23 protein-coding genes, 2 tRNA genes, 1 other RNA gene and 1 pseudogene are annotated in these 25,920 nt (G+C 75.5%); 15 read left to right on the top strand and 12 right to left on the bottom strand.

Translation table 11 applies throughout. The features are described 5' to 3' along the window. Positions 1-15: 15 nt before the first annotated feature. The 6 genes from HLA93_RS02825 (at position 16) to HLA93_RS02800 (ending at position 6,358) form a co-directional block, all read left to right on the top strand. Positions 16-1,068: a glycosyltransferase family 9 protein gene (locus HLA93_RS02825; protein WP_246625492.1), complete on the top strand. Its 1,053-nt coding sequence runs from the start codon at positions 16-18 to the stop codon at positions 1,066-1,068. Beyond that, positions 1,065-2,030: a glycosyltransferase gene (locus tag HLA93_RS02820; RefSeq protein WP_222192732.1), complete on the top strand. Its 966-nt coding sequence runs from the start codon at positions 1,065-1,067 to the stop codon at positions 2,028-2,030. The genes HLA93_RS02825 and HLA93_RS02820 overlap by 4 nt, the downstream gene beginning before the upstream one ends. Then, complete coding sequence (locus tag HLA93_RS02815; protein WP_222192731.1) at positions 2,027-3,295, top strand: glycosyltransferase; 1,269 nt, start codon at positions 2,027-2,029, stop codon at positions 3,293-3,295. The genes HLA93_RS02820 and HLA93_RS02815 overlap by 4 nt, the downstream gene beginning before the upstream one ends. Continuing rightward, on the top strand, positions 3,292-3,987 hold the full coding sequence (locus tag HLA93_RS02810) for a D-sedoheptulose-7-phosphate isomerase (RefSeq protein ID WP_222192730.1): 696 nt from the start codon (positions 3,292-3,294) through the stop codon (positions 3,985-3,987). Before HLA93_RS02815 ends, HLA93_RS02810 begins: the two co-directional genes overlap by 4 nt. Continuing rightward, positions 3,984-5,345, top strand: a complete 1,362-nt coding sequence (gene rfaE2, locus HLA93_RS21370) for a D-glycero-beta-D-manno-heptose 1-phosphate adenylyltransferase (RefSeq protein ID WP_222192729.1) — start codon at positions 3,984-3,986, stop codon at positions 5,343-5,345. Before HLA93_RS02810 ends, rfaE2 begins: the two co-directional genes overlap by 4 nt. A gap of 95 nt (positions 5,346-5,440) precedes the next feature. Then, on the top strand, positions 5,441-6,358 hold the full coding sequence (locus tag HLA93_RS02800) for a glycosyltransferase family 9 protein (RefSeq protein ID WP_222192728.1): 918 nt from the start codon (positions 5,441-5,443) through the stop codon (positions 6,356-6,358). Between the two features lie 61 nt (positions 6,359-6,419). On the opposite strand, the gene HLA93_RS02795 is transcribed toward HLA93_RS02800, so the two are convergent. From HLA93_RS02795 to HLA93_RS02765, 7 genes are all read right to left on the bottom strand, one after another. Continuing rightward, a complete protein-coding gene (locus HLA93_RS02795) occupies positions 6,420-8,099 on the bottom strand; it encodes a VWA domain-containing protein (RefSeq protein WP_222192727.1) in 1,680 nt (559 codons plus the stop codon). A gap of 171 nt (positions 8,100-8,270) precedes the next feature. Next, positions 8,271-9,263: a UDP-glucuronic acid decarboxylase family protein gene (locus HLA93_RS02790; protein ID WP_222192726.1), complete on the bottom strand. Its 993-nt coding sequence runs from the start codon at positions 9,261-9,263 to the stop codon at positions 8,271-8,273. Positions 9,264-9,473: 210 nt separating this feature from the next. Continuing rightward, positions 9,474-10,805: an ABC transporter substrate-binding protein gene (locus tag HLA93_RS02785; protein WP_222192725.1), complete on the bottom strand. Its 1,332-nt coding sequence runs from the start codon at positions 10,803-10,805 to the stop codon at positions 9,474-9,476. A gap of 113 nt (positions 10,806-10,918) precedes the next feature. Beyond that, positions 10,919-12,085: a branched-chain amino acid ABC transporter permease gene (locus tag HLA93_RS02780; RefSeq protein WP_246625491.1), complete on the bottom strand. Its 1,167-nt coding sequence runs from the start codon at positions 12,083-12,085 to the stop codon at positions 10,919-10,921. 2 nt (positions 12,086-12,087) lie between these two features. After that, a complete protein-coding gene (locus HLA93_RS02775) occupies positions 12,088-12,972 on the bottom strand; it encodes a branched-chain amino acid ABC transporter permease (protein WP_222192723.1) in 885 nt (294 codons plus the stop codon). A gap of 44 nt (positions 12,973-13,016) precedes the next feature. Further along, on the bottom strand, positions 13,017-13,787 hold the full coding sequence (locus HLA93_RS02770; protein ID WP_222192722.1) for an ABC transporter ATP-binding protein: 771 nt from the start codon (positions 13,785-13,787) through the stop codon (positions 13,017-13,019). Continuing rightward, positions 13,780-14,682, bottom strand: a complete 903-nt coding sequence (locus HLA93_RS02765; RefSeq protein ID WP_222192721.1) for an ABC transporter ATP-binding protein — start codon at positions 14,680-14,682, stop codon at positions 13,780-13,782. Before HLA93_RS02765 ends, HLA93_RS02770 begins: the two co-directional genes overlap by 8 nt. 172 nt (positions 14,683-14,854) lie before the next feature. Here HLA93_RS02765 and HLA93_RS02760 point away from each other — a divergent pair, with 172 nt between their 5' ends. Then, a complete protein-coding gene (locus tag HLA93_RS02760; RefSeq protein ID WP_222192720.1) occupies positions 14,855-16,072 on the top strand; it encodes a PucR family transcriptional regulator in 1,218 nt (405 codons plus the stop codon). Between the two features lie 67 nt (positions 16,073-16,139). Here HLA93_RS02760 and HLA93_RS02755 read toward each other — a convergent pair whose 3' ends face one another. After that, positions 16,140-16,373, bottom strand: coding sequence for a DUF2630 family protein (locus HLA93_RS02755; RefSeq protein WP_222192719.1), 234 nt, complete (start codon positions 16,371-16,373; stop codon positions 16,140-16,142). Positions 16,374-16,456: 83 nt separating this feature from the next. After that, entirely contained in the window at positions 16,457-17,401 is a 945-nt protein-coding gene (locus HLA93_RS02750) for a prephenate dehydrogenase (protein ID WP_222192718.1), read from the bottom strand. Between the two features lie 12 nt (positions 17,402-17,413). Between HLA93_RS02750 and HLA93_RS02745 the strand changes: the two genes are divergently transcribed. From HLA93_RS02745 to HLA93_RS02730, 4 genes are all read left to right on the top strand, one after another. After that, positions 17,414-17,938: a tRNA adenosine deaminase-associated protein gene (locus tag HLA93_RS02745; protein ID WP_222192717.1), complete on the top strand. Its 525-nt coding sequence runs from the start codon at positions 17,414-17,416 to the stop codon at positions 17,936-17,938. Then, positions 17,935-18,573 carry an HAD-IA family hydrolase gene (locus HLA93_RS02740; protein ID WP_222192716.1) on the top strand — a complete coding sequence of 213 codons (639 nt, stop codon included), beginning with the start codon at positions 17,935-17,937 and terminating at the stop codon, positions 18,571-18,573. Before HLA93_RS02745 ends, HLA93_RS02740 begins: the two co-directional genes overlap by 4 nt. Before the next feature lie 70 nt (positions 18,574-18,643). After that, entirely contained in the window at positions 18,644-19,114 is a 471-nt protein-coding gene (locus HLA93_RS02735) for a nucleoside deaminase (RefSeq protein ID WP_308127908.1), read from the top strand. A 10-nt stretch (positions 19,115-19,124) separates the two neighbouring features. Then, a tRNA-Ser gene (locus HLA93_RS02730) sits at positions 19,125-19,209 on the top strand. Between the two features lie 105 nt (positions 19,210-19,314). Here the strand turns inward: HLA93_RS02730 and HLA93_RS02725 are convergent. Next, on the bottom strand, positions 19,315-21,081 hold the full coding sequence (locus tag HLA93_RS02725; RefSeq protein ID WP_222192715.1) for a serine/threonine-protein kinase: 1,767 nt from the start codon (positions 21,079-21,081) through the stop codon (positions 19,315-19,317). A 35-nt stretch (positions 21,082-21,116) separates the two neighbouring features. Then, a complete protein-coding gene (locus HLA93_RS02720) occupies positions 21,117-21,464 on the bottom strand; it encodes a hypothetical protein (protein WP_222192714.1) in 348 nt (115 codons plus the stop codon). Between the two features lie 137 nt (positions 21,465-21,601). Between HLA93_RS02720 and HLA93_RS02715 the strand changes: the two genes are divergently transcribed. Continuing rightward, positions 21,602-21,686 (top strand) — tRNA-Ser (locus tag HLA93_RS02715). Between the two features lie 66 nt (positions 21,687-21,752). Here the strand turns inward: HLA93_RS02715 and HLA93_RS02710 are convergent. Further along, positions 21,753-22,553 (bottom strand): annotated as a pseudogene (locus HLA93_RS02710) (DMT family transporter); the annotation flags it as partial. 84 nt (positions 22,554-22,637) lie between these two features. Here HLA93_RS02710 and ffs point away from each other — a divergent pair. The 3 genes from ffs to HLA93_RS02695 all read left to right on the top strand — a co-directional run bounded on the left by ffs (position 22,638) and on the right by HLA93_RS02695 (position 25,920). After that, an RNA gene (gene ffs / locus HLA93_RS02705) (signal recognition particle sRNA small type) lies at positions 22,638-22,733 on the top strand. Between the two features lie 72 nt (positions 22,734-22,805). Beyond that, complete coding sequence (locus HLA93_RS02700) at positions 22,806-23,474, top strand: YceI family protein (protein WP_222192713.1); 669 nt, start codon at positions 22,806-22,808, stop codon at positions 23,472-23,474. 49 nt (positions 23,475-23,523) lie between these two features. Next, positions 23,524-25,920: a DNA polymerase III subunit gamma and tau gene (locus HLA93_RS02695; RefSeq protein ID WP_222192712.1), complete on the top strand. Its 2,397-nt coding sequence runs from the start codon at positions 23,524-23,526 to the stop codon at positions 25,918-25,920.

The following is a 25,920-nucleotide window of genomic DNA, read 5'->3' as shown; positions in this document are numbered from 1 at the left end:
GGCGCTTTCGCGCGGATGAGCGCGGGTGCTTTCGCGCGGAAGAGCGCGGGTGCTCTCGCGCGGGAGAGCGCGGGGACGGTGCTGGTCGCCCGGCTGGACAACGCCGGCGACGTCCTGCTCCAGGGGCCGCTCGTCCGTGCGGTCGCCGCCGGCGCCGACCGGGTGGTGTTCCTGGCCAGCCCGCAGGGCACCGCCGCCGCCGAGCTGCTGCCCGGTGTCGACGAGGTGCTGACCTGGCACTGCCCGTGGATCGACGGCGCCCCGCAGCCGGTCGACGCCGCCGACATCGCCGCCCTCGCCGACCGGGTGCGGGCCATGGGCGTCGTCGAGGCCGTGATCTCCACGTCGTTCCACCAGTCGCCGCTGCCGCTGGCGCTGGTGCTGCGCACCGCGGGAGTCGGGCGGATCAGCGCGATCAGCGTCGACTACCCCGGCTCGCTGCTCGACGTCCGGCACAAGGTGGACGACGACCTGCCCGAACCCGAGCGCGCCCTGTCGCTGGCCCGCGCCGCCGGGTTCGAGCTGCCCGACGGGGACGACGGGCGGCTCGCCGTCCGCCGTCCGCTGCCGGCGGTCGCCCACGAGCCTGGTTACCTGGTGCTGCACCCGGGCGCCTCGGTGCCGGCGCGCGTCTGGCCCGCCGAGCGCTGCGCCGAGGCGGTCGAGGCGCTGGCCGACGCCGGCCACCGGGTGCTGGTCACCGGAGGGCCGGGGGAGCGGGCGCTCACCGCGGCCGTCGCCGGCACCCGCGGCACCGACCTCGGCGGCGCCACCACGCTCGCGGAGATGGCCGCGCTGCTCGACGGGGCCGCCGCGGTCGTCGTCGGCAACACCGGCCCGGCGCACCTGGCCGCCGCCGTCGGCACGCCGGTGGTCTCGCTGTTCTCCCCGGTCGTGCCGGCCGTGCGGTGGGCGCCCTACGGCGTCCCGACCGTGCTGCTCGGCGAGCAGTCCGCCCCCTGCCGCGACACCCGGGCCCGCGAGTGCCCGGTGCCCGGCCACCCCTGTCTCTCGTCGGTGAGCGCAGCCGACGTCGTCTCCGCGGTCGAGGAGCTGGTGAGCGCATGAAGGTCCTGCTCTGGCACGTGCACGGCTCGTGGACGACGGCGTTCGTCCAGGGCCGCCATGACTACCTGCTGCCCGTGGTCCCGGACCGGGGTCCGGACGGCCTCGGTCGCGCCCGCACCTGGGACTGGCCCGCCTCGGCCCGCGAGGTGACGCCGGCGCAGCTCCGGGAGGAGCAGCCCGACGTCGTCGTCCTGCAGCGGGAGCGCGACCTCGAGCTGGTCCGCGAGTGGCTGGGCCGCGAGCCCGGCCGCGACCTGCCGGCGGTCTTCCTGGAGCACAACGCCCCCGACGGCGCGGTGCCCGACACGAGGCACCCGATGGCCGACCAGGGCGCCATCCCGATCGCGCACGTCACCCACTTCAACGAGCTGTTCTACGACAACGGGTCGGCACCGACCACCGTGATCGAGCACGGCATCGTCGACCCGGGCGAGCTCTACACCGGCGAGCTGGCCCGGGCCGGCGTCGTGGTGAACGAGCCGGTGCGCCGGGGCCGGTACACCGGCGGTGACCTGCTGCCGCGGTTCGCCGCCGAGGCCCCGGTGGACGTGTTCGGCATGGGCCTCGCCGGGCTGCACGAGCGCTACGGCCTCGACCCCGACCGGGTCGCGCTGCACGAGGACCCGCCGCAGGCCGCGATGCACGCCGAGCTGGCCCGCCGCCGGGTGTACGTGCACCCGGTGCGCTGGACGTCGCTCGGCCTGTCGCTGCTGGAGGCCATGCACCTGGGCATGCCGGTCGTCGCCCTGGCCACCACCGAGGCGGTCGAGGCGGTGCCGGCCGAGGCCGGGGTGATCTCCACCCGCCCCGACCGGCTGGCCGCGGCGGTCCGCGAGTTCGTGCACGACCCCGACCGGGCCCGGCTGGCCGGCAAGGCCGCCCGCGCCGCCGCGCTGGACCGCTACGGCCTGGCACGCTTCCTCACCGACTGGGACCGGCTGCTGGACGAGGTGACCCGATGACCAACGACCGGCTCAGCACCTCCCCGGCACTGCCCGACCCGCAGGGGACGTCGACGCTGCGGATCAGCCTGGTGAGCGAGCACGCCAGCCCACTGGCCGCCATCGGCGGCGTGGACGCCGGTGGGCAGAACGTGCACGTCGCCGCCCTCGCCGCCGGCCTGGCCACCCGCGGGCACGAGGTCACCGTGCACACCCGCCGCGACGACCCGGACCTGCCCGACCGGGTGACCACCGCCGACGGCTACGTCGTCTCCCACGTCCCCGCCGGCCCGCCGACCGCCCTGCCCAAGGACGACCTGCTGCAGCACATGGGCACCTTCGCCGACGTGCTGCGGGCCGAGTGGGCCGCCTCGCCTCCCGACGTGGTGCACGCCCACTTCTGGATGAGCGGCCTGGCCTCCGTGCAGGCCGCCGCCGGCCTCGGCATGCCGGTGCTGCAGACCTTCCACGCCCTCGGCTCGGTCAAGCGCCGGCACCAGGGCGACGCCGACACCTCGCCCGAGCAGCGCATCGACCTCGAGCGCGGGCTGTGCGCCGACGTCGACCACGTGGTGGCCACCTGCACCGACGAGGTGTTCGAGCTGCGCCGCCTCGGCCTGACCACCGACCGGGTGTCGATCGTGCCGTGCGGCGTCGACACCGCCGTCTTCACCCCGCGCGGGCCGGTCGCGCCGCGGTCGGACCGGCAGCGGCTGCTGGTGCTCGGCCGGCTGGTCGAGCGCAAGGGCCAGGAGGACGCCGTCCGGGCGCTGGCCGAGGTGCCCGACGCGGAGCTCGTCGTCGTCGGTGGCCCGCCCACCGACGAGCTGGACGCCGACCCGGAGGTGCGCCGGCTGCGCGGCATCGCCGACGCGCTCGGGGTCGGTGACCGGCTGGTGTTCACCGGGGCGATCGCCCGCGCCGACGTGCCGTCCTGGATCCGCTCGGCCGACGTCGTCCTGGCCGTGCCCTGGTACGAGCCGTTCGGCATCACCCCGCTGGAGGCGATGGCCTGCGGCCGCCCGGTGGTGGCCACCGCCGTCGGCGGGCTGGTCGACACCGTCGCCGACGGCGTCACAGGTGAGCTGGTCCCGCCCCGCGACCCCGACGCGCTGGGCCGTGCGCTGGCCACCCTGCTCGCCGACGAGGACCGCCGCACCGCCTACGGCGCCGCCGGGGTGAGGCGCGCCCGCACCCGGTACCGCTGGTCCCGGGTCGTCGCCGACACCGACGCCGTCTACCACCAGGTGCTCGCCGCCCGCGCCCCCGTGGAGGCAGCCCGATGAGCCCGTCCGCTGAGAGGAACGTCATGACCACCGCACCGTCGTCGGAGCTCGAGGTCGTCTCGCCCGACACCTGCACACACCTCACCGGGCACGACCACGTCACCTCGCTGACCGTCGCGCTGCGCAGCGTCACCGAGCAGGTCGACGCCCTCGACCGCTGGGGGCGGCTGCTGGCCGACGTGCTCACCGGTGAGTCCCGGGGCCGGCTGCTGGCCGCCGGCAACGGGGGCAGCGCCGCCCAGGCCCAGCACCTCACCGCCGAGCTGGTCGGCCGCTACCGGGCCGACCGGCCGCCGTTCTCCGCGATCTGCCTGACCGCGGAGACCTCCTCGCTCACCGCGATCGCCAACGACTACCCGGCCGACGAGCTGTTCGCCCGCCAGGTCGAGGCGCACGGCCGGGACGGCGACGTGCTGGTGCTGTTGTCGACGTCCGGCCGGTCGCCGAACGCCGTCGCCGCCGCCCGGCGGGCACGGGAGTGCGGGATCACCGTGCTGGCGATGACCGGCCCGGCCCCCAACCCGCTGGCCGCCGTCGCCGACGACGCGGTCTGCATCGACTCGCCGTGGACCGCCACGGTGCAGGAGTGCCACCTGGTCGCGCTGCACCTGCTCTGCGCCGCCTTCGACGCCGCGGTGCTGGCCGAGTCGCCGCGGGTCTCATCCACCAACCACGTCGAGGTGGTCAGGTGATCGTCGTCGTGGGGGACGCGCTGCTCGACGTCGACCTAATCGGCACCGCGTCCCGGCTCACCCCCGACGCGCCGGTGCCGGTCGTCGAGGACGTGGAGACCCGGGAGCGCCCCGGCGGCGCGGCGTTGGCCGCGGTGCTCGCCGCGCAGTCCGGGGCCGAGGTCGTGCTGGTCACCCCGCTCGGCGACGACGCCGGCGCCGACCGGCTGCGCGAGCTGCTGGCCGACCGGGTGCGCCTGATCGAGATCCCGGCCACCAGCGGCACCGCGGTCAAGCAGCGCATCCGGGTCGGTGACCACTCCGTGGCCCGGCTGGACAGCGGCGGCACCAGCACCACCTTCGGTGCGCTGCCGGCCGCCGCGGCGCAGGCCATCGGTGACGCCGCCGCCGTGCTGGTCGCCGACTACGGCCGGGGGACGACGTCGGCCCCTGACGTGCGGGCCGCGCTGTCGGCGGCCCGCGGGCCGGTCGTCTGGGACCCGCACCCGCGCGGCGCCGACCCGGTGCCGAGCACCCGGCTGGTCACCCCGAACGGCGCTGAGGCCGCCCGGGTGGCGGCCGCGACCGGCTGCGAGGTCACCGGCGACGGACTGGCCGCCGTCGGCGCCCGCGCCCAGGCGCTGATCGCCCACTGGGGCGTCGGCGCGGTCGCGGTCACCATCGGTGCCCGCGGCGCGCTGCTCTCCTACGGCGAGGGCGCCCCGATGGTCGTGCCCGCCACCCCGGTGGCCGGCGGTGACCCGTGCGGTGCCGGTGACTCCTTCGCCGCCGCGGTGACCGTGGCGCTGGCCGGGGGAGCGGTCACCGGTGAGGCCGTCACCTCCGCCGTCGCCGCCGCCGGTGCCTTCGTCGGCCGGGGCGGGGCCACCGCCTGGGACGCCGCGCCCGCTGCCACCGCTGGACCCGCCGCCCCGGACGTCGCCGCGCTGCTGCAGCGGGTGCGGTCGGCCGGGGGCACGGTGGTGGCCACCGGCGGCTGCTTCGACCTGCTGCACGCCGGCCACGTCGCCACGCTGCGCGCCGCCCGGGGGCTGGGTGACTGCCTGGTCGTCTGCATCAACTCCGACGACTCGGTGCGCCGGCTCAAGGGGCCGACCCGCCCGCTGGTGACCGCCGCGGACCGCGCCCGGGTGCTGGAGGCGCTGGAGTTCGTCGACGCCGTCGTCGTCTTCGACGAGGACACCCCCACCCAGGTGCTCGAGCAGCTGCGGCCGGACGTGTGGGCCAAGGGCGGCGACTACGCCGGCGCGGACCTGCCCGAGGCCGCGGTGCTGCAGACCTGGGGCGGGCAGGCCGTCGTCCTGCCCTACCTGGACGGCCACTCGACCACCGCCCTGGTCGAGCGCTCCCGGGTGTGAACGACCCCACCGCCGGCCGTGTTGGCCGACATGGCCGCCTCGCGGCCCCGCCCCCCGGCCGTGTTGGCCAACACGGCCGGGGGGACGGGCGGCCGGTGGCGGTCGTGCTGCGGCCGCTGGGGCTCGGGGACCTGCTGACCGGCGTGCCGGCGATCCGTGGGATCCGCGCGGCGGTGCCCGACCACCGGCTGGTGCTCGCCACGACCAGGGCACTCGATCCGCTGGCGACGCTGATCGACGCGGTCGACGAGGTGCTGCCCGCGGTCGAGCTGCAGCCGCTGGACTGGCCGGCGCCGCCACCCGAGCTCGCCGTCGACCTGCACGGGAAGGGCCCGGCCTCGCACGTCGTCGTCGCCGACCTGCACCCGCAGCGGCTGCTCACCTTCGACAGCCCCGGCTACCCGGGGCCGACCTGGTACGCCGACGAGCACGAGGTGCGGCGGTGGTGCCGGCTGGTCACCGAGGGCCTCGGCGTGCCCTGCGACCCGGACGCACTCGACCTCGCCGTCCCTGACGTCGACCCCCCGGTGCGGGACGTCGCGATCGTGCACCCGGGCGCCGCGTTCCCGGGCCGGCGCTGGCCGGTCGAGCGCTTCGCCGCCGTCGCCCGGCACCTGGCCGCGGCGGGGGAGCGGGTGGTGGTCACCGGCGGCCCGGCCGAGCAGGAGCTCGCGCAGCGGGTCGCCGCGCTGGCCGGGCTGCCCGAGGACGCCGTGCTGGCCGGCCGGACGACGTCGCTCGAGCTGGCCGCCGTGGTCGCCGCGGCCCGCGTCGTGGTCTGCGGTGACACCGGGGTGGCGCACCTGGCGACCGCCTACCGCCGTCCGTCGGTGGTGCTGTTCGGCCCGGTGTCACCGGCGCTCTGGGGCCCGCCGCCCCGGCCGCAACACGTGGTGCTCTGGCACGGCGACGGCACCGGCGACCCGCACGGCACCGAACTGGACCCCGCGCTGGCCCGGGTCACAGTCGCCGAGGTCACCACCGCCCTCCACGCCCTGCTCGACAGGGTCTGACGGCCCCCGTTCAGGGGCCCGCGCTGAGCTTGCGAAGCGTGGGGGGAACGGGGGTCCTCTGTCAGCTGCGGCGGCGGATGGCGTCGAACAGCACGCCCTGCAGGTCCTCCGGGTCGAGCGCCTGGTAGGCCGCACCCCCGGTCGCCTCGCCGATCTGCTCGAGGGCCCCGAGGTCGGCGTCCGGACCGAGCGCGATCCCGATGACCTTGACCGGCCGCGCCGGGTCGGCCTCGGCGCGCAGCGTGCTCAGCAGCTGCTCGAGCTGGAGCCCGGCCTCGTCGTCGTCGTTGTCGCCGTCGGTGATCAGCACGACGCTGTTCACCGCGTTCGGGTCGTAGGCGTCCCGGGCGGCGCGCACGGCGGCCAGGGTCGTGTCGTACAACCCGGTGCCGCCCGGGGCGAGCAGGCTCGGCAGGGTGTCGAACTGCTGGTCGATGAGCTGCCGGTGGGTCTGCCCGCCGACGTCTGTGCCGAAGGTGCGCAGCGGGGCCAACTCGACCCAGTCGCGCTCCCCGTCCAGCTGGTAGGCGAAGGCCCAGACGCCGCCGGAGTAGGAGTCGGGCAACAGGGTGAGCGCGCTCTTGGTCGCGTCGCGGGCCAGCGTCGCCCGCGTGCCGTTCCCGGCCGGGGCGTTCATCGAGGTCGAGACGTCGATGACGGTCAGCAGCCGGGAGGGCGTGGCCAGGCTGGAGAGCCGGCCGAGCAGGGCCTGCAGTGCCGCCGGGTCCAGCTGCAGCTGCTCCGGCGCTGCCTCCTGCACGCCCGTGCCGGCACCGGCGCCCTCCGGCGCGGTGCCGTCCTGGGCGCGGAAGCCGGCAGCGCGGGCCTCGGCGGCGGCCGAGTCGGAGGTCAGTGCGCCGACGACGGCGTCCACGGCGGCGGTCGCGTCGTCCTCTGGGGCCCCGACGCGGAGGACGGGGTAGTCCAGCGCGGGTGAGCCGTCGCTGGGGTAGACAGCGACCAGCGAGTCCGAGCCCGCCTCCTGGTTGGTGGTGAGCACCTCCTGCTCGCTGACCGGCACGAGCGGGGCGTCGGCCCCGCCGTCGGTGCCGGCCGCGAGGGCGTCGCCGACGGTCGGGACGTCGCCGCGACCGGCGGCGAGCACCGCCTGGACGACGGCGTTGTCGGCGTCCTCGTCCCCGCCCAGCGACTGGCGGACGGCGGCGAGCACGGACAGGCCCTCGGCGCTGGCGGCCAGGTCCGGGACGGCAAGCGGGCGGCCGGTGCCCAGCGCCTCGCCCCAGGTCGGCGGCGTCGCCGTCCAGCCGAGCTCCTCGGCGGCGGCGCGGCTGGTGGCCAGCACCAGCGGGGAGGTGGCCAGGGACCCGGCGGCCTCGAGCGCGGTGCTGCCGGCACGGGCGGCCCACAGCGAGGAGTCCGGCACCCACACCTGCGGGAGCGCGGCGGCGTCCAGCGAGCCCAGGGCGGCCAGCGTCTGCAGGGGCTCGGTGGCGGTCACCTCGGCCACGGCGCAGGAGGAGCCGTCCAGCGTCAGCGGGTCGGCCAGCAGCTGCTCGGCCAGCGCGCCGAGCTCGGGTGCGACGGTGACCCGCACCGTCTCGGGGTCGGCGCACTCGGCGGCCTCGGCGGTCGAGCCGTCGCGGCCGGAGACCCACCAGACCAGCGCGGCGACGACCACCGCGACCACCAGGGCGGACAGGCCGGCGAGCAGGGCCGGCCGGCGGCCGGGCGTCCCCGTCCGGGCCCGTGCGTGGGCGCGAGTGTGGGCGTGGCGCCCCATCTGGGTTCTCCGTCGTCTCGTGGCACCGTGCTGGTCCCCGCTCACGCGGGGCGCGCACGGGCAGCGGTCGGTCGGTCACTCTACCCAGAGAACTGCCCTCGTCGACCCCTCGTGCTGCGAGATCGACCCCACTCCCCGGCCGCCGCGGACGTGACTGCGACGGCCCCTGTCTCAGCCGGCCTGAGCGGCTGCTGTCTCCCGCTGGGCGGCGAACCAGGCGACCGTTCGGCGCAGGCCCTCCTCCGAGCTGACCGTCGGTGCCCAGCCCAGCGCCTCGGTGGCGAGGGTGGTGTCGGGACGGCGGACCTTCGGGTCGTCGACCGGCAGGTCGATGAAGCCGATCTCGGAGTCCGAGTCGGTGAGCGCGACGATCCAGCGGGCCAGGTCGAGCATGGACAGCTCGTCGGGGTTGCCGATGTTCATCGGCCCGGTCTCGGTGGAGAACGCCAGCGCCAGGATGCCGCGCACGGTGTCGTCGACGTAGCAGATGGAGCGGGTCTGCGAGCCGTCGCCGGCGACGGTCAGCGGCCGGCCGGCGAGGGCCTGGCCGACGAAGGCAGGGATGGCCCGGCCGTCGTCGGCGCGCATCCGCGGGCCGTAGGTGTTGAAGATGCGGACGATCGCGGTGTCGGTGCCCTGCGACGTCCGGTAGGCGGTGGTGAGCGCCTCGCTGAACCGCTTGGCCTCGTCGTAGACCCCGCGCGGCCCCACCGGGTTGACGTTGCCCCAGTAGTCCTCGCGCTGCGGGTGCTGCAGCGGGTCGCCGTAGACCTCCGAGGTGCTGGCCAGCAGGTAGCGGGCGCCCTTCTCCTTGGCCAGGCCCAGGGTGTGCAGGGTGCCCAGGCTGCCGACCTTGAGGGTCTCGATCGGCATCTTCAGGTAGTCCAGCGGGCTGGCGGGGGAGGCGAAGTGCAGCACCAGGTCGACCGGGCCGGGCACGTGCACGTAGTCGGTGACGTCGCAGCGCACCAGCCGGAAGCCGGGGTGCTCCATCAGGTGCAGCACGTTCTGCGGGGAGCCGGTGAGGAAGTTGTCCAGGCAGACCACCTCGACGCCGCGGTCCAGCAGCTGCTCGCACAGGTGCGACCCCAGGAAACCGGCGCCACCGGTCACCACCGCCCGCTTGATCTCCCGCGCGCCCCGCACCGGTCCCTCGACCGCCATGACCTCTCCCGTCTGCCCGGTCCGCGCGTCCAGCTCGCGGATCCCCGGTGCCCTACCCACTAGATCAACTCCGCACACACTTCGGGGCCGAAGTGTTCGCGGGCGGACGTGCGACGGGCCGTCGGCCTCCCGCGAGGGAGGCCGACGGCCCGTCCGTCCCCTCTGCAGGGTCCCGCGCCGAGCGTGGGGGCAGAGGGGGCCTCTCACCTGCTAGTCGACGACCGACTCCTCGTTCGGGATGCCGTTCTCCGGCACCTCGGCCGGCTCGCCGTCGTAGGACTCGATCTCGGCGTCGCCGATGTCGGTCAGCTGCACCGGCTCGACCTGCTCGGTCGTGGTGCCGGTGATCCGGCTGATCGACATGCCGGCGGTGCCCATGTGGCTGTCCGCGGAGTAGCGGAACGGTGCGAGCACCGGCCCCTCCCACTCGGAGCCGGCGGTCTCGATGGCCTCGACCAGGCCGTCGCGGGTCGGGTTCTGCCCGGCCGCCTGCAGCGCCTGGACGGTCGTGTAGGCCTGCGACATCCCGTAGATCCGGTAGTTGGTCAGCTCACCCTCGCCGCCGCACTCGTCCCAGATCCGCTGGAACTCCTGCACCCAGGGGTTGTCCGGCTCGTCGACCGTCGGCAGGTAGTCGGTGGTCAGCGCGCCGTCGAGCAGGCTGGCGTCGCTCACCTGGCCCTGCGAGAAGTTGTTCAGCAGGTTGCCGACCAGCGTCGGGTCCGACCCCACGTTCGAGTAGAACCACTGCGGGTCGTAGCCGAGCTGCAGGGCGGTCAGCTGGGAGAGCGCGGTGTAGCTGGGCACGTTGAAGCCGACGACGAAGTCGGCCCCGGCGGCCTGCAGCGCGGCGATCTGCGGGCCGACGTTGGTGTTGCCCGGCGTGTAGCGCTCGGCGGCCACGATCTGGTCGTCGATGTACTCCCGGATGCCAGCCTCGCCGTCCTCGCCGAAGTCGTCGTCCTGGAGGAAGAGCCCGACCTTGGCGTCCGGGAAGTTCTCGGCGATGTAGTCGCCGATGATCTTCCCCTCGCTCATGTAGTCGGTCTGCCAGCCGAACGTGTACGGGTTGGTCTCCGGGTCGTCACCCCACAGCAGCGAACCGGAGGAGACGAACAGGTCGGGCACGCCCTCGCTGTTCAGGAAGTCCAGGACGGCGCTGTGCGTCGGGGTGCCGAGGCCGCCGACGATGGCGAAGACCTCGTCCTCCAGGACCAGCTGGTTGACCACCTGGCTGGTGTTGGAGGGGTTGTAGGCGTCGTCGCGGTAGATGTACTCGATCTCCCGGCCGTTGACCCCGCCCGCCTGGTTGAGGCAGTCGAAGTAGGCCTGCGCGCCGGTCGGGATCTCGCTGTAGCCGGGGGCGGCCACGCCGGTGAGCGGGAAGTGGGCGCCCAGCTTGATCGAGGTCTCGGTGATGCCGATGTCGGAGGCCTCGTTGGCGCTGCTGTCGCCGCCACCGCTGCCGCCGCCGCTGTCGTCGCCGCCCCCGCCGCAGGCGGCGAGGGTCGAGGCGGCGGTGGCTGCGGCGATGACGGTCATGAGACGTCGGGAGGAAGTGGACAACTGATCTCCTCTGGTGCGGTCCGGGCGGCGTTGCCCGGGAGTGGGTGGGGAGTCGAGGGGCCGGGAGCGGCGGGCCGGTCGGGTCGTGCTCACCCCCCGCTCGAGCGGGCAGCCGACCGCTTCGCCCGGCTGGTGAGCCAGCGCATGCGGAGGGTGCCGATGAAGCCGGCGGGAGCGAAGATCATCGCGACGATGAGCACCACGCCGTAGACGAAGGGGGCCAGCTGGGCGGCCTCGGTGTTGTCCAGGCCCCAGCCGGCGCCCAGGTCGGTCACGAACGGCGGCAGGAAGACCAGCAGCGCCGAGCCGAGCAGGGCACCCAGCAGGCTGCCCAGCCCGCCGATCACGATCGCGGTGAGCAGCGACAGCGAGAGCACGAGGGTGAAGCCGCTGGGTGCCGCCAGCCGGACGACCAGGGCGAGCACACCGCCGGCCAGCCCGGCGGCGGCGGCGCTGACGGTGAAGGCGAGCACCCGCCAGGCGCCGAGGTTGATCCCGGCCAGCTCGGCGGCGACCTCCTGGTCGCGCACCGCCCGCCACGTGCGGCCGACCCGGCTGCGCACCAGGTTGGCCAGCAGGAAGTAGGTGATCAGCAGGCAGATGGCGCCGACGTAGGCCAGCCACTTGGTGTTGGTCGCGGAGTTGCCCGAGACCGTGCTGATGAACGAGTCGAAGGCCTCCGGCGCCCGGGGTGCCCGCACCCGCATGCCCTGCTCGCCACCGAGCCAGTCGTGGAAGTAGATGGCGAGCCCGGGCAGCCCGACCGCCAGGGCGAGGGTGGCCCCGGCCAGGTACGGGCCGTGCAGCCGGGCGGCGGCGACACCGACCAGCGCGCCGACCGCGGTGGCCACCACGATGGCGGCGAGCAGGATCAGCGGGAGCGGCGGCGGCTCCTCGGCGGAGAGGAACAGCGCGGTGGTGTACGCGCCGACGGCCATCAGGGCGCCGTGCCCCAGGGAGATCTGGCCGTTCATGCCGGTGAGCACGGTGAGCCCGCCGGCGGCGATCGCGTAGTAGCTCAGCGTCGCCAGTTGCGAGTTGGTGAACGGGTCGGTGATCTCCAGGATCACGACGGTCGCCACCGCGCCGAGCGCGAGCAGGAGGAGGTGCCGCAGCAGGGTCGAGCTGGGCAGCAGGCTGCGGCGTCGGGTCGCGGTGGGCTGGTCGCCCCCGGCGGTCGCCTCGGTGGGCGGGCTGGAGGTCGCCTTGCCCGGGGCGGTGGCGGTGTCGGTGGTGGGGCTCTGCAGGTCGCTCATCGTCATGCCCTCCGGGCGGTGCTGCTGGCGAACAGGCCACCGGGGCGGACGAGCAGGACCACCATGAGGATGACCAGGGCCGAGACGTTGACCAGGGCGCTGCCGCGCGGCACGTAGCCGCTGACGTAGCTGAGCGCCAGGCCGAGGATCAGCCCGCCGACGACGGCGCCGATCGGGGAGTCGAGCCCGCCGAGCACCGCGGCCACGAAGCCGAAGACGATCAGGCTGTCCATGTAGGCCGGGTAGATGAACTCGCCACCGGCGATGAGCAGCCCGGCCAGTGAGCCGACCACCGCGGCCAGCCCCCAGCCGAGGGTCAGCATCCGGCCGACCCGCACGCCGAGCAGCCGGGCGACCTCCTGACCGAAGGCCGATGCCCGCATGGCCAGCCCGACCCGGGTGAAGCGGAAGAGCGCGACCAGCAGCCCCATCGTGACCAGCACGGCGCCGATGACGTAGAGGCTGGTCGGGGTGAAGGCGATCCGGTTGTCGCCGACCTGGAATCCCTGCAGCCCGAACGGGGTGGGGAAGGACTGGAACGAGGAGCCGAACACGATCGCGATGCCGGCCTGGATGGCGACGAACAGACCGAGGGTGACGATCACCGCGTTGAGCTCCGGCCCGCCCTCGACCCGCCGGACGACGACCCGCTCGATCACCGCGCCCATGACGAAGCCGGAGACCAGGGCGACGACCAGCGCCGCCCAGTAGGACCAGCCGGCCTGGATCAGGGCCAGGGCGATGAACGCGGTGGCCGCGGCCATCGAGCCCTGGGCGAAGTTGACGATCCGGGTGGACCGCCAGATCAGCACCAGGGCCAGGGCGAAGGCCGCGTAGACCATGCCCTCGGTCAGTCCGGTGAGGGTGACGTTGATGAACTGCTGCACGACGGAGGCGCCTTCCTGGCTGTTCGGGTTCTCGGGAGGGCGGGTCAGAAGCCCAGGTAGGCGTGGCGGAGGTCCTCGTCGCCCATCAGCGTGCGCGCGGAGTCGGTCACCACCACGCGGCCCAGGTTGAGGACGACGCCGACGTCGGCGACCGACAGCGCACTGCGGGCGTTCTGCTCGACCAGCAGGACCGACAGGCCCTCGGTGTCGACCAGGTGCCGGAGCAGCCCGAAGATCTGCGCCACGATCCGGGGGGCCAGGCCCAGCGACGGCTCGTCGAGCAGCAGGATCCGGGGCTTGGCGATCAGCGCGCGGCCGATGACGAGCATCTGCCGCTCGCCGCCGGACAGCACGTGCGCCGGCTGGTCGCGGCGCTCGGCGATCCGCGGGAACAGGTCGTAGACGCGGTCGAACTCCTCCCGCCCGACCTTGCCGCGGAACAGCGACCCGACCCGGAGGTTCTCGTCGACGGTGAGCTCGGCGATGACGCCCCGGCCCTCCGGCACGTGCGCCATGCCCTTGCCGACCATCGCCTCGACCGGGGCGGAGGTGATGTCCTCCCCGCCCAGCGTCACCCGGCCCGCCGAGCAGCGCACCAGGCCGCTGACGGTGCGCAGCAGGGTCGTCTTCCCGGCGCCGTTGGCCCCCAGGACGGCGGTGATCCGGCCCGCCTCGGCGCTCAGCGACACCCCGTCCAGAGCGCGGACCGGGCCGTAGGAGCTGGTCAGCCCCTCGATCTCCAGCAGCGCCGGCGCGGTCGCCGTGCCACCGGTGGTGGTGACGGCGGTGCTGCCGTGGGTGCGTGCGTCAGTCACGGTGGCGTCCTCCCTCGCCGGCCGCCGAGAGCTCGGCGGCGTCGGCCTCGACGTCCACGTCGTCCCCGAGGTAGGCCTCGGTGACCGCGGGGTCGGCCTGCACCTCGGCCGGGGTGCCGGCGGAGATCTGCCGGCCGGAGTCCAGGACGGTGATCTGGTCGCAGACCCGCATGACGAGGTCCATGTGGTGCTCGACCAGCAGCACGCTCATCCGGCCGGACAGGGTACGGATCAGCTCGCCGAGTTCGTGCATCTCGTCCTCGGCGAGGCCGCTGGCGGGCTCGTCGAGGAGCAGCAGGTCGGGGTCGGCGACCAGCGCGCGGGCCAGCGCGACCCGCTTCTGCACCGGGTAGGGCAGCCCGCCGGGGTACCGGTCGGCGTACCGGGAGGCGCCCAGGTCGGCCAGCGCGGCGGCGGCCCGGGCGCGCAGCTCACGCTCGTCGGAGTCCGAGCGCGGCAGGGCGAGCAGCGCGGAGGCGAACCCGGCCCGGGCGTGCCGGTGGGCGCCGACCATCACGTTCTCCAGCACGGTCATCCCGGCGAACAGCCCGACGCCCTGCAGGGTGCGGGAGATGCCGAGGCCGGCGAGCTGGTGCGGGCGCAGCTTGCGCACCGCACTGCCCCGCCACGTCATCTCCCCGGCCGAGGGCCGGACGAGGCCGCAGGCGACGTTGAACAACGTCGTCTTGCCCGCGCCGTTCGGGCCGATGAGGCCGTGCACCTGGCCCGGTTCGACGACGAGCGAGACGTCGGACAGGGCGGTGACGCCACCGAAGGAGACCGAGATCCCGGTCATCTCGAGCCGGGCGGCCGGGTCCGGGCTCCGGTCCCGGCCCTGACGGTGGTCGGTCGCGGTACTGCCTGCGCTCGGGGTCGGCTGCGCCAACGGGCCCACGGCTCCTTTGCCTCGGGTGTCCCCGTCCGCCGGGCATGCCGCGGCTGACGAGCGTCGGGTGTTCCGACACCCCGAGCGTGGAGTGCCGTGAGAGCCGTCACAATGGGCGGCCAGCACAGTGATCAGTCCGGTCGCTTGTGCGTTGTGCCGTGTGTCACAGAGAGGTGGCGGTGTGCAACCGTTCCGACCCGAGGTCGCCGCGCGGCTGGCCGAGCTGGCTCCGCCGTTGCTGGAGCAGCTGGACGAGATGACGTCCCGGATGGTCAGCATCCTGGAGCGCAGCGAGGGTGCCTACACCGAACAGGGGCCGGTCGTGCGCGCCGAGCTCTTCGAGTCCGGCCGGGCCAACCTGGAACGCGGCGTCCGGACCCTGATGGGGGACGCCGACGACAGCGGCCGGGCCGGGATGGCCGCGGCGCGGGAGGTCGGTCGCCGGCGGGCCGCGCAGGGGGTTCCGCTGGAGACCGTGCTGCGGGCCTACCGGCTGGGTGGGCAGGTCACCTGGGAGGCGCTGCGGGCCGCGGCGCGGGCGGCGGAGGCGCCGGGGGACAGCGACGTCCTGCTCGAGGTGGCCGGCTCGGTCTGGCACGTCAACGACGTCCAGTGCGCGGCGCTGGCCGAGGCCTACCGGGCCGAGGAGCGGCGGCTGGCCGGCATCGACGACCAGGCCCGGCAGCAGGTGCTCGACGGCCTGCTCGGGGGTCGCGGCGGCGACCCGGTGTTCGTGCGCACGGCGTCGGAGCTGCTCGCGCTGCCGCTGGACGGCCGGCTGGTCTGCGCGGTCGCGCCTCCGGACGACGCCGGCAACCCGACCCTGACCGAGCCGGCGGCCCGGCTGCTCAAGCGCGGGGTGCGGTCGGTGTGGGGGTGGCGTTCCGGGGCCCAGGTCGGGGTGGTGGCGCTGGGCACCCGCCGCCTCGGGGACGTGCTCGGCTGGCTCGGGGAGCTCGCCGAGGGGCCGGTCGGGGTGTCGGCGGTGGTGGAGGGCGCGGCGTCCGTCGGGTCGGCGTGGCGGCTGGCGGACACCGCGGCCCGCACCCTGCCGGCCGGCGGGGGCCGCGTGGTCTCCATCGACGACCGGCTGCCCGAGGCGCTGCTGAGCAGCTCCCCGGAGATCACCCGCCGGCTGGTGGACCAGTCGCTGGGCCGCCTGCTGGACCTGTCCGGCGAGGAGCGGGACGTGCTGCTGGACACCCTGACGGCGTTCCTCGCCGCGGACGGCTCGCCCACCCGGGCAGCCGACCAGCTGTACTGCCACCGCAACACGGTCATGCACCGGCTGCGCCGGATCGAGCAGGTCACCGGCCGGTCGGTCACCGACCCCCGGGTGCGCCTGCTGTGGCAGCTGGCGCTCCTGGCGGCCGAGCACCGGCCGGCCACCCGACCTTGACGGCCCGGCCGGCGGCCGTGTTGGCCGACATGGCCGCTGGGTCGCCACGTGCCGGGCCGCCGGTCGGCTACTGGAGGTAGCTCTCCACCTGCGGCTCCGGGCGGGGCTGCGCCTCGTCGGGGTCCTCGCCGTACTGGCGCTTGGCGTCCCGCTGGCGGAGCAGGTCCCACAGCTGGTCCCGGTCCTCCTCGATCTGCTTGAGCCGGGCGCGCTGCTCGTCGGTGTGCTCGCTGGCGTTGCGGAGCGCGTGCTCCTCCTCGACCAGCGCCTCGATCTTGCTGCGGATGTCCTTGTCGTCCATGGTCTCCCTCTCCTCGTGCCTGGTGGTCCCTGGTCGGCCTGGTGATCACCTTGCCCGCTCGGGCGGCCTCCCACGCCTGCGGGTCACCGCCGATCGGGCACCCAGCCCTCGACGAAGGCGGCCAGCCGCCGGGTGACGGCCCCGCCGGCGCGGCCCAGTGAGAGCAGTGCCGACCGGTCCAGCGGCACCCGCACCGGACGTCGTCCCGGGGTCTCGGTGCGCACCGCATGGCCATCGGCGACCAGCTCGGGCACCGGCCGGTCCAGCTGGGCCCGCACCCGGTCCAGCGCCGCCATGGCCGGCCCGGCGTTGCCCTGCACGAGCGCCGTGACGAACGCCGGGTCGCTGGCGATCACCCGGGTGCCGTCCCGGAAGCTGCCGGCGGCCAGCGAGAGGGCCAGCGGGCCGGCCTGCCCGGCGGCGGCCGCCAGCGCGGCCGCCAGCAGGTGCGGGACGGCGCTGATCGCGGCGACGGCGTCGTCGTGCTCGGCGGCGGTCACCGGCACGACCTCCGCGCCGACGGCCAGGGCGATCTCGGCGACCCGCAGCCAGCGGCGCAGGTCGGTGTCGGGCTCCAGGCACAGCGCCCAGCGCGCGCCGCGGAAGAGCTCCGGGTCGACCGCGTCCGGCCCGGACCGTTCCGTCCCGCACATCGGGTGCCCGCCGACGAACCGGTCACCGTGCGCGGCGCCCAGCTCGGCGAGCACCGGGACCTTGACCGAGCCGACGTCGGTGACCGTGGCCCCGGGGTCGATCCGCAGCCCGTCCAGCGCGCTGCCGAGGGCCGGCAGCGGGACGGCGAGCACGACGACGCCGGTGAGCTCCCGGGTGACGAAGACCCCGTGCTGCTCGGCGACGGCGCGGGCGGCCGGGTCGACGTCCCAGCCGGACACCGCGCGCCCGGCGGCGGCCAGCGCGGCGGCCAGCGACCCGCCCAGCTGGCCCAGCCCCACCACTGACACCGGAGGCGCGGGCATCGTCGGCACCGGGAAGGCCGGCGCGCGGTCGTCGGGGGAGGCGTCGGCCATGATCTACAGGCTATGGCCCTCTCCCCGGACCCCGGCACCGCGCTGCGGCAGAGCTTCGCCGTCCGCGTCGGCCGCGCCGGCGGGCGGTGGCAGGTCGACCTGCTGGCCGCCGACGCCGACGACGAGCTCCCGGTGCTGGAACGTGCCCTCGGCGAGCCCGGCCCGGCGGAGTGGCCGGGCCCGTTCGTCCTCGTCGTCGACAGCCGGCTGTACTTCGTGGTGCTGCGGCACGGACCGGGCGGGATGGTCCGGGCGCTGATCTCCGACGCGTCGTTCCAGGAGTGGGTGCTGGCCGCCGAGGTGGTGGAGCGCTACGGCATCGAGGTGCAGACCGGGACGACGATCGACGACGCCTTCGACGACGACGAGCAGGGCTGGCCCGGCGGCGACCTGGACGTCTTCGCCGACGCCGGCCTGCCCGCCGAGGAGCTGGGCCGGCTGCTGGACGCCGACGACCTGTGGGCCGACGAGATGGTGCTGCGGATCGCCGAGCGACTGGGCTTCGCCGACCAGCTCCTCGCGGTGGCGACCCCGTGACCGTGCAGGCGGTCGTCTTCGACCTCGGCGGTGTGCTCACCGAGAGCCCGATGACCGCCTTCGCCGCCTACGAGGCCGAGGCGTCGTTGCCCGAGGGGCTGATCCGCCGGCTGAACAGCACCGACCCGGACACCAACGCCTGGGCGCGGTACGAGCGCCGGGAGCTCGACGAGGCCGGGTTCCGGGACGCCTTCGAGGCCGAGGCCGCCGCGGCCGGGTACACCCTGGACGCCGGCCGGGTGCTCGCCGCGCTGGCCGGTCAGCTGCGCCCGGCCATGATCGCGGCGGTCGGCCGGCTCAAGCACGCGGGAGTGCCGCTCGCGCTGCTGTCCAACAACGTCGCGCCGATGCCCCGCGCCGGGCGGCTGGGGGAGCTGCTGGGCTTGTTCGACGCCGTCGTCGAGTCCTCGGTGGAGGGCATCCGCAAGCCCGAGCCGGCGATCTACCCACTCGCCGTCCAGCGGCTGTCGGCTGCGGTGGGCCGGGTGATCGAGCCGGCCGACTGCGCCTACCTGGACGACCTCGGCATCAACCTCAAGCCCGCTCGTTCGCTGGGCATGCACACGATCAAGGTGGTCGACCCGGACGCCGCGCTCGCCGAGCTGTCCGGGCTGACGGGGATCGAGCTGCGGTGACCGCCCCTGCGGGAGCTCGTGCTCTGCGTGCGCCGGCGACGCAGAGCACGAGCGTCGGGGGAGCACCCCGGTGATCGGCTCCGCGACCATCGACGCGGCGATGCTGCGCGCGCTCGAGCTCGCCGCCGCGGCGCAGGAGTGGGGCGACACCCCGATCGGCGCCGTCGTCCTCGGGCCGGCCGGCGCTGTGCTGGCCGAGGCGGCCAACGAGCGGGAGAAGCGGGGCGACCCCACCGCGCATGCGGAGGTGCTGGCCCTGCGCGCCGCCGCGGCCGCGCACGGCGACGGCTGGCGCCTGACCGGCGCGACGCTGGTGGTCACCCTGGAGCCGTGCACGATGTGCGCCGGGGCGAGCGTGCTGTCCCGGGTGGCGCGGGTGGTCTACGGCGCCGACGACCCGAAGGCCGGGGCGGCCGGGTCGCTGTGGGACGTCGTCCGGGACCGGCGGCTCAACCACCGGCCCGAGGTCGTCGCCGGGGTGCGGGCCGAGGAGTCCGGCGCGCTGCTACGCGCCTTCTTCCGCTCGAAGCGGGGCCTGTAGTCTCTCCGGCGGTGGCGTGTCCGAGCGGCCGAAGGAGCACGCCTCGAAAGCGTGTGAGGTGCAAGCCTCCGTGGGTTCAAATCCCACCGCCACCGCCGGTCGAGGAGGCGGCGCCCCGTGCGGGCGCCGCCTCCTCGCGTTCCCGGGCCACGTCGTGCACCGCGCCGTGTTGCTGGTCGGCCCCACTGCGGGGGCCTCGATCAGACCGGCAGGTCGTAGTCGATCAGCAGCCGGCCGTCGTCGCCCCGGACCAGGGTGATCTCGTGCTGTTCGGCGCTCACGCTGCCGTCGCGCTCGGTGAACGTCACCGGCATCGAGGCGACCAGTGACCCGTCCTGTGCCTGCACCGGCCCGCGGCTGACGCTGCTGAACTTGTTCCAGAAGGCGAGGTAGTCCGCCCGGCTGCCGATCTCGGCCCGCAGCCGAGGCCCGGTGAGCTCCCAGGCCGCCGACGGGTTGCCCGGCAGCAGGGCGTAGTAGCTGCTGATCGCCTGCTCGATCTCGGCAGCCGAGCCCGGCGCCGGCCCGGCGGGGGTCGACGGCGCCGGTGGTGGTGTCGAGCTGGGCGGCGTCGGGGTGGGGGTCGGAGTGGAGGGGGCCGTCTCCTCGGTCGTCGGTGCCGTCGTCTCCGGTTGTGTCGTCTCCTGCTCCGTCTCCGACGGTGGGCTGGACGACGGGGTCGGGGGAGCGCTGCTGCCCGCGGCCGACTGGGTGCCACCGTCGTCGCCCCGGGTGGTCAGCCAGACGCCGCCGAGCGTGCCGACCAGCGCGAGCACCAGCAGCGCGGCCAGTGCGAGCAGCCGGCGCCGTCGGGGGGCGGCGCCGGTCGGGGAGGCGCTCGCGGCCGGGTGCGGGCCGGATCGCGTGTCCGCGGCGGGCACGGCCCGGGCCCCGGCGGGCGCGGCCGTGCCCCGGGCGTCCGCGCCGGCCACGAGCCCGCGGTCCGGCTCGGCCGGCGGGTCCGCCTCGGGGGACGTCGCGGGCGTGCCCGACCCGGCCGGCCGGCCGCCGGGGGAGGGAGCGGGCAGTTCCGCCGCCGTCCCGGGCCCGCCGGCGGCGGCCCCCGGCCGGAGGTCGGCGAGGGTGGGCGCCAGCGGGGTGCGGGCGGTCAGCACCTCGGTGACGTCCCGGTCCTTGCCGGCGGCCAGCTTCGCCAGCTGGTCCCGCACCTGCGCCATCGTCGGCCGCTTCGTCGGGTCGTTGTGCAGCATCCGCATCAGCGGGCGGCTGAGCGGACCCGCGCTGCGCGGCCGGGCGACGTCCCCGCCGGCGACCCGGTGCAGCATCTCCAGCGGGTTCTCCGTCATCCCGAACGGCGGGGTGCCCTCCAGGCAGGCGTAGACCGTCGCGCCGAGGGAGAAGACGTCGCTGGCCTCGTCCGGCTCGCGGCCGCGAGCGACCTCGGGGGCGAGGTAGGCCGGCGTGCCCTTGACCACACCGGTCTGGGTCAGTGAGACGTCCCCGCGCGCCCGGGAGATGCCGAAGTCGGTGATCTTGACCAGGCCGTCGCTGCGCGGCCCCTCACCGATCAGGATGTTGCCCGGCTTCACGTCCCGGTGGACGACGCCGGCGGCGTGCACCGCGACCAGCGCGTCGGCCACCTGCGCGCCGATCTGCGCGACCTGCCCGACCGGCAGCCGACCCCGCTCGGCCAGCACCGTGGCCAGGCTGCGCGAGGGCAGGTACTCCATGACCAGCCACGGCGTCCCGCCGTCGTCGACCATGTCGTAGACGGAGACCGCGTGCGGATGGGTGAGCCGGGCGGCGATCCGCCCCTCGCGCATCGCCGCCTCGCGGTGCCCGGCGGTCGCCTCGGGGTCGCTGCCCACGGGCACGATCACCTGCTTGACGGCGACGTCGCGCCCCAGCAGCTCGTCGCGAGCCAGCCAGACGGCGCCCATCGCGCCGCCACCGAGTCGCGAGCGCAGCAGGTAGCGCCCGGCGACCCGGGAACCGGGTGCCGTCACCGCACTCCCGTCCGCACGTCCGCCCCGGTCGTGGATCAGGCGGAGACCGGAGCCCCGTAGCGGCGCGCGTACTCCGCCTGGGCCCCCTCGGGCAGCGCGTCGTACAGGTCGCCGAGCTCGGCGACGGAGGACTCCGGCAGCTCGTCGAACAGGACCTGCCAGCTGGGCGGCTCCTGGTGGCCGCGGGTCAGCAGCAGCTCCCACGCACGGCTCTGCCGGTCGCGCTGGGCCCGGTCGGCGACCATGCCGGACAGGTACTCGTCCTTGGCCGCGTCCTTCTCGGCGCGGGTCGCGTCGGCCGGGAGGTTGCTGGGGTCGGTCTGCTGCAGGGCGGTGACGATCGCGGCCACCACCTCCGGGCGCACCTGCTCGGTCTCGCTCATGTCCGTCCTCCGGTCTGGGATCGCGGCGGGCGCCGTCCCGGGTGATCACTCAACCACCCCGGCGGCCCGGTGGCCGCTCGGGAAGGAGGGGAGCAGCGCACCGCCTCCAGGGTGCCCGGTACAGTGGCCACGCACTTGGAGGATTCGCCTAGTGGCCTATGGCGCTCGCTTGGAAAGCGGGTTGGGTGCAAGCCCTCGGGAGTTCGAATCTCCCATCCTCCGCAGGTAGAGCGCCGTCACGGCGCCGAGCATGAGCAGGCCCCCGGCCAGTGCGGTCGGGGCCAGCCGCTCGCCGAGCAGCACGGTGGCCAGCGCGGTCGCGGTGAGCGGCTCGAGCAGCGTCACGATCGAGGCGACCGCGGCCGGCACCGCCCGCACCCCGGTGAAGAACAGCCCGTAGGCCAGCGCGGTCGGCACCGCGCCCAGGTAGACCAGCAGGCCCAGGGCGGCCGGGTCGCCGGTCAGGTCCAGCCCGGCCACCAGGGCGACCGGGGTGAGCAGCACCGCGCCCACGGCGAAGCCCACGGTCGTCGTCGGCACGCCCGCAGGTGCGCCCGAGGAGAGCAGCACCACGCCGGCGTAGGCGACCGCGCACCCCACGGCGGCCAGTGCCCCGAGCAGGACGGCGTCGCCGTCGTCCCCGCCGGCGGACACCCCGACCAGCAGGACCAGGCCGAGGAGGGCGACCACCAGGGCGGAACCGGTCGCCCGGTCCGGGCGACCGTGGCCGAGCGCCGCGGCGCCGACCGCGACCAGCAGCGGGGCGAGGCCCAGGGCCACCAGTGTCGCGATGCTCACCCCGGCGGTCGCGACGGCCGCGAAGTAGGCGCTCTGGTAGACGGCCAGGCCCACGCCCACGGCGGCAAGCCGGCCGCGCAGCGGCCGGGTCCAGACCGTGCGCACGCCCGCCCGGCGACGGGAGACCAGGTGCACCGCGACCAGGAGGACGGCGCCCACCGCCATCCGGTGCCAGGCGACGTCCAGCGGGTCGAGGTCGGTGCGGTCGGCGACCAGGTCACCGGTGATGCCCGAGGTGCCCCAGCAGAGCGCGGCCAGCACGACCAGTGCGAAGCCCCGGGCGGGGGTCATGCCCTCAGCGGTGTGCCCGGTCATGCGGCGGGAGCGTACGGGGGCGGCCCGACGGCCCGGTCCGCGTCGTCCTCTACAGTGGAGGGCGACCCCTCGTACGGCGTCACCCTGTGAACCTCCCCAGGGCCGGAAGGCAGCAAGGATAAGCGGGCTCTGGCGGGTGTGCGGGGGGTCCCTTTCGTTCACGTGATCCACATGCTGCTCCCAGGTTCGTGCGCTTGACTGCATGAACCTTCAAGCAGGGGAGTGGTCATGCCCAGTCGCCGTACCTGGTGGATCACCGGCGGGGCCGTGGCGGTGGTCGCCGCGGCCGCCATCGGCGGGCCCCTCGTCTACGCCGCCCTCGAGGGCGACGCGCCGCCCGCGCCCACCGTGCAGGTGCAGCCCGAGGACGCCGAGCTCACGCCGGACACCGACGGCACCTGGACCGTCACCGACGCCTCCACCGCCGGCTACCGGGTCGACGAGGTGCTCAACGGCGCCGACGTCACCGTGGCCGGCACCACCGACCAGGTGACCGGCACCGTCGTCGTCACCGGCGGCGATCTGGCCGACGCCGACGTGACCGTCGACGTCGCCTCGATCACCACCGACAGCGACCGGCGGGACGGCTACTTCCGGGACAACGTGATGGACGTCGCGGCGCACCCGACCGCGACCTTCTCCGTCACCGAGGTCGCCGACCTGCCCGAGCTCACCGGCACCCCGGTGACCGTGCCGGTGACCGGTGAGCTGACCCTGGCCGGGGTGACCCAGCAGGTGCAGGCGGAGGTCTCCGTGGTGCGCACCGCCGAGGGGATCGACGTCTCCGGCTCGGTCCCGGTCACGTTCACCGACTTCGGCATCGAGCCGCCGGACCTGGGCTTCGTCCGCGTCGAGGACCAGGGCGCGGTCGAGTTCCTGCTGCACCTCACCCTCTGAGCGGGCCGGGATGTCCCGGAGCGTCGGTGCGGCCACGTAACCTCGCGGCGTGGCTCTGGCGCTCTACCGCAAGTACCGCCCGGCGACCTTCGCCGAGGTGGTCGGGCAGGAGCACGTCACCACCCCGTTGATGAACGCCGTCGACGGCGGGCGGATCAACCACGCCTACCTGTTCAGCGGGCCGCGGGGCTGCGGGAAGACCTCATCGGCCCGGATCCTCGCCCGGTCGCTGAACTGCGAGCAGGGGCCGACGTCGACCCCGTGCGGGGTCTGCGGCTCGTGCATCGCCCTGGCGCCCGACGGCCCCGGCTCCATCGACGTGATGGAGATCGACGCGGCCAGCCACGGTGGTGTCGACGACGCCCGTGACCTCCGCGAGAAGGCGTTCTTCGCCCCGGTGCACAGCCGCTACAAGGTCTACATCGTCGACGAGGCGCACATGGTCACCACGCAGGGCTTCAACGCCCTGCTGAAGGTGGTCGAGGAGCCGCCGGAGTTCCTGGTCTTCGTCTTCGCCACCACCGAGCCGGAGAAGGTCCTCCCGACCATCCGCTCGCGCACCCACCACTACCCGTTCCGGCTGGTGCCGCCGAGCACGCTGCGCGGACTGCTGGAGAGGACCTGCGCGGCCGAGGGCGTCACCGTCGAGCCCACGGTCTTCCCGCTGGTCGTGCGGGCCGGCGGCGGCTCGGTGCGCGACTCGCTGTCGATCCTGGACCAGCTGCTGGCCGGCGCCGGCCCGGAGGGCGTCACCTACCGCTCGGCGGTCGGCCTGCTCGGCGTCACCGACGAGGCGCTGCTGGACGAGGCGGTCGACGCGCTCGCCGCCTCCGACGCCCCCGGGGTCTTCCAGGCCGTCGACCGGGTGGTGGAGGCCGGGCACGACCCGCGCCGGTTCGCCACCGACCTGCTCGACCGGCTGCGTGACCTGATCGTGCTGGACGCCGTCCCCGAGGCCGGCGTCAACGGGCTGCTGGACTGCCCGCCCGACCGGCTGGACCTGATGACCCGGCAGGCCCAGGCGCTGGGGGCGGCCACGCTGTCCCGGCTGGCCGACACCGTGCACGAGGGCCTGACCGAGATGCGCGGGACGACGGCACCCCGGCTGCTGCTGGAGCTGGTCTGCGCCCGGATGCTGCTGCCCGGCGTCGACGGCTCGGCCGCGGGCACCCTGCAGCGCCTGGAGCGGCTCGAACGGCGGATGTCCATCGCCGGTGAGCACGCCGGCCGCCCGGAGGCCGCCGTCGCGGCGCCCGCCCCCGTGCGCGAGCCCGTGCGGGAGCCGGCCCGACCGGCGCCGGTCCGGGCTCCCGAGCCCGCTGCCGCTGCTCCTGCCCCCGCGCCGGCTGCTCCTGCGCCGGCGGCACGGCCCGCTGCCCCGGCCGGCGGTGACCGCCCGGCCTACGTGCGCCCGTCCCAGGCGCGCGCGGCGCAGTCGGCCCCGGCCGCGCCGTCCTCGCCTGCCGGCCCCGGCGCCGCGGCCTCCGACGACGGCTCCTCCGGTGACGGCTGGCCGGCCACCGCCCGGCCCGGCATGCCCCCGAGCCGGCCGGCGCCCGCGCCCGAGGGGGACGACGGCTGGCCGGTGACCGCCCGTCCCGGCGCGACGGCCGCCGCCCCCACGCCGCCCGCAGCGACCCCGGCCTCGGATGTCCCGGCCGGAGACGCCCCGGGGGCGGCCGAGCCCGGGCCGTCGCGGTCCGACTCGGCAGAGGAGCCGCGGCCCCGGCCGCAGGCGGCCTCGACCGAGCCGGACGTCCCGCTGCCCCCCGAGCCGACCGACGACGAGGACTGGCCGCAGCCCACCCGGCCGGCCGCACCGGCCCGTACCCCGGCCGCGGCGCCGGCTCCCGCACCGCGGGCGGCCGAGGAGTCCGCGCCTGCGCCGCGGGCCGCCGCGGAGTCGGCCCCGGCACCCCGCGGCGGTGAGCCGACGCCGCTGGTCTCAGCCACGCCGGCGGAGCCCGCCGGTGGCGACGGCGAGCTGACCACCGCGGACGTCCGGCGGATCTGGCCCGAGCTGCTCGGCGTCGTCAAGCGGCACAAGCGCACCACCGAGGCGCTGCTGCACAACGCCCAGGTGCACGAGCTGGCCGCCGGCACCCTGACGCTCACCACCACCTCACCGGCGCTGGCCCGCCGGCTCGGCGACGACCTGAACAAGGACGTGCTGCGCCAGGCGCTGCAGGAGCTGCTCGGCGTCCGCTGGAAGGTGCAGGTCAGCGTGGACACGCCCGGGCAGGCCCCGGCCGGTCCGGCCGTCACCCCGGAGGCCGCGCGGGCGGCGGCCCAGGCCGCGGAGAGCGCCGAGGCCGACGAGCTGATGGCCGAGCGCGCCGCCGACGTGCCGGTCGACGGCGCCGAGGCGCCTCCCGCGCTCGACCCGGAGGCAGCCGCGCTGCAGCTGCTGCGCACCCAGCTCGGCGCCCGCCCGATCGACAGCTGA

It is taken from the genome of Modestobacter italicus (assembly GCF_019799965.1).
GTDB classification, from domain to species: domain Bacteria; phylum Actinomycetota; class Actinomycetes; order Mycobacteriales; family Geodermatophilaceae; genus Modestobacter; species Modestobacter italicus_A.
The sequence above is the reverse complement of the archived record's forward strand: the minus strand, read 5'-3'. Positions and strand labels throughout refer to the sequence as shown.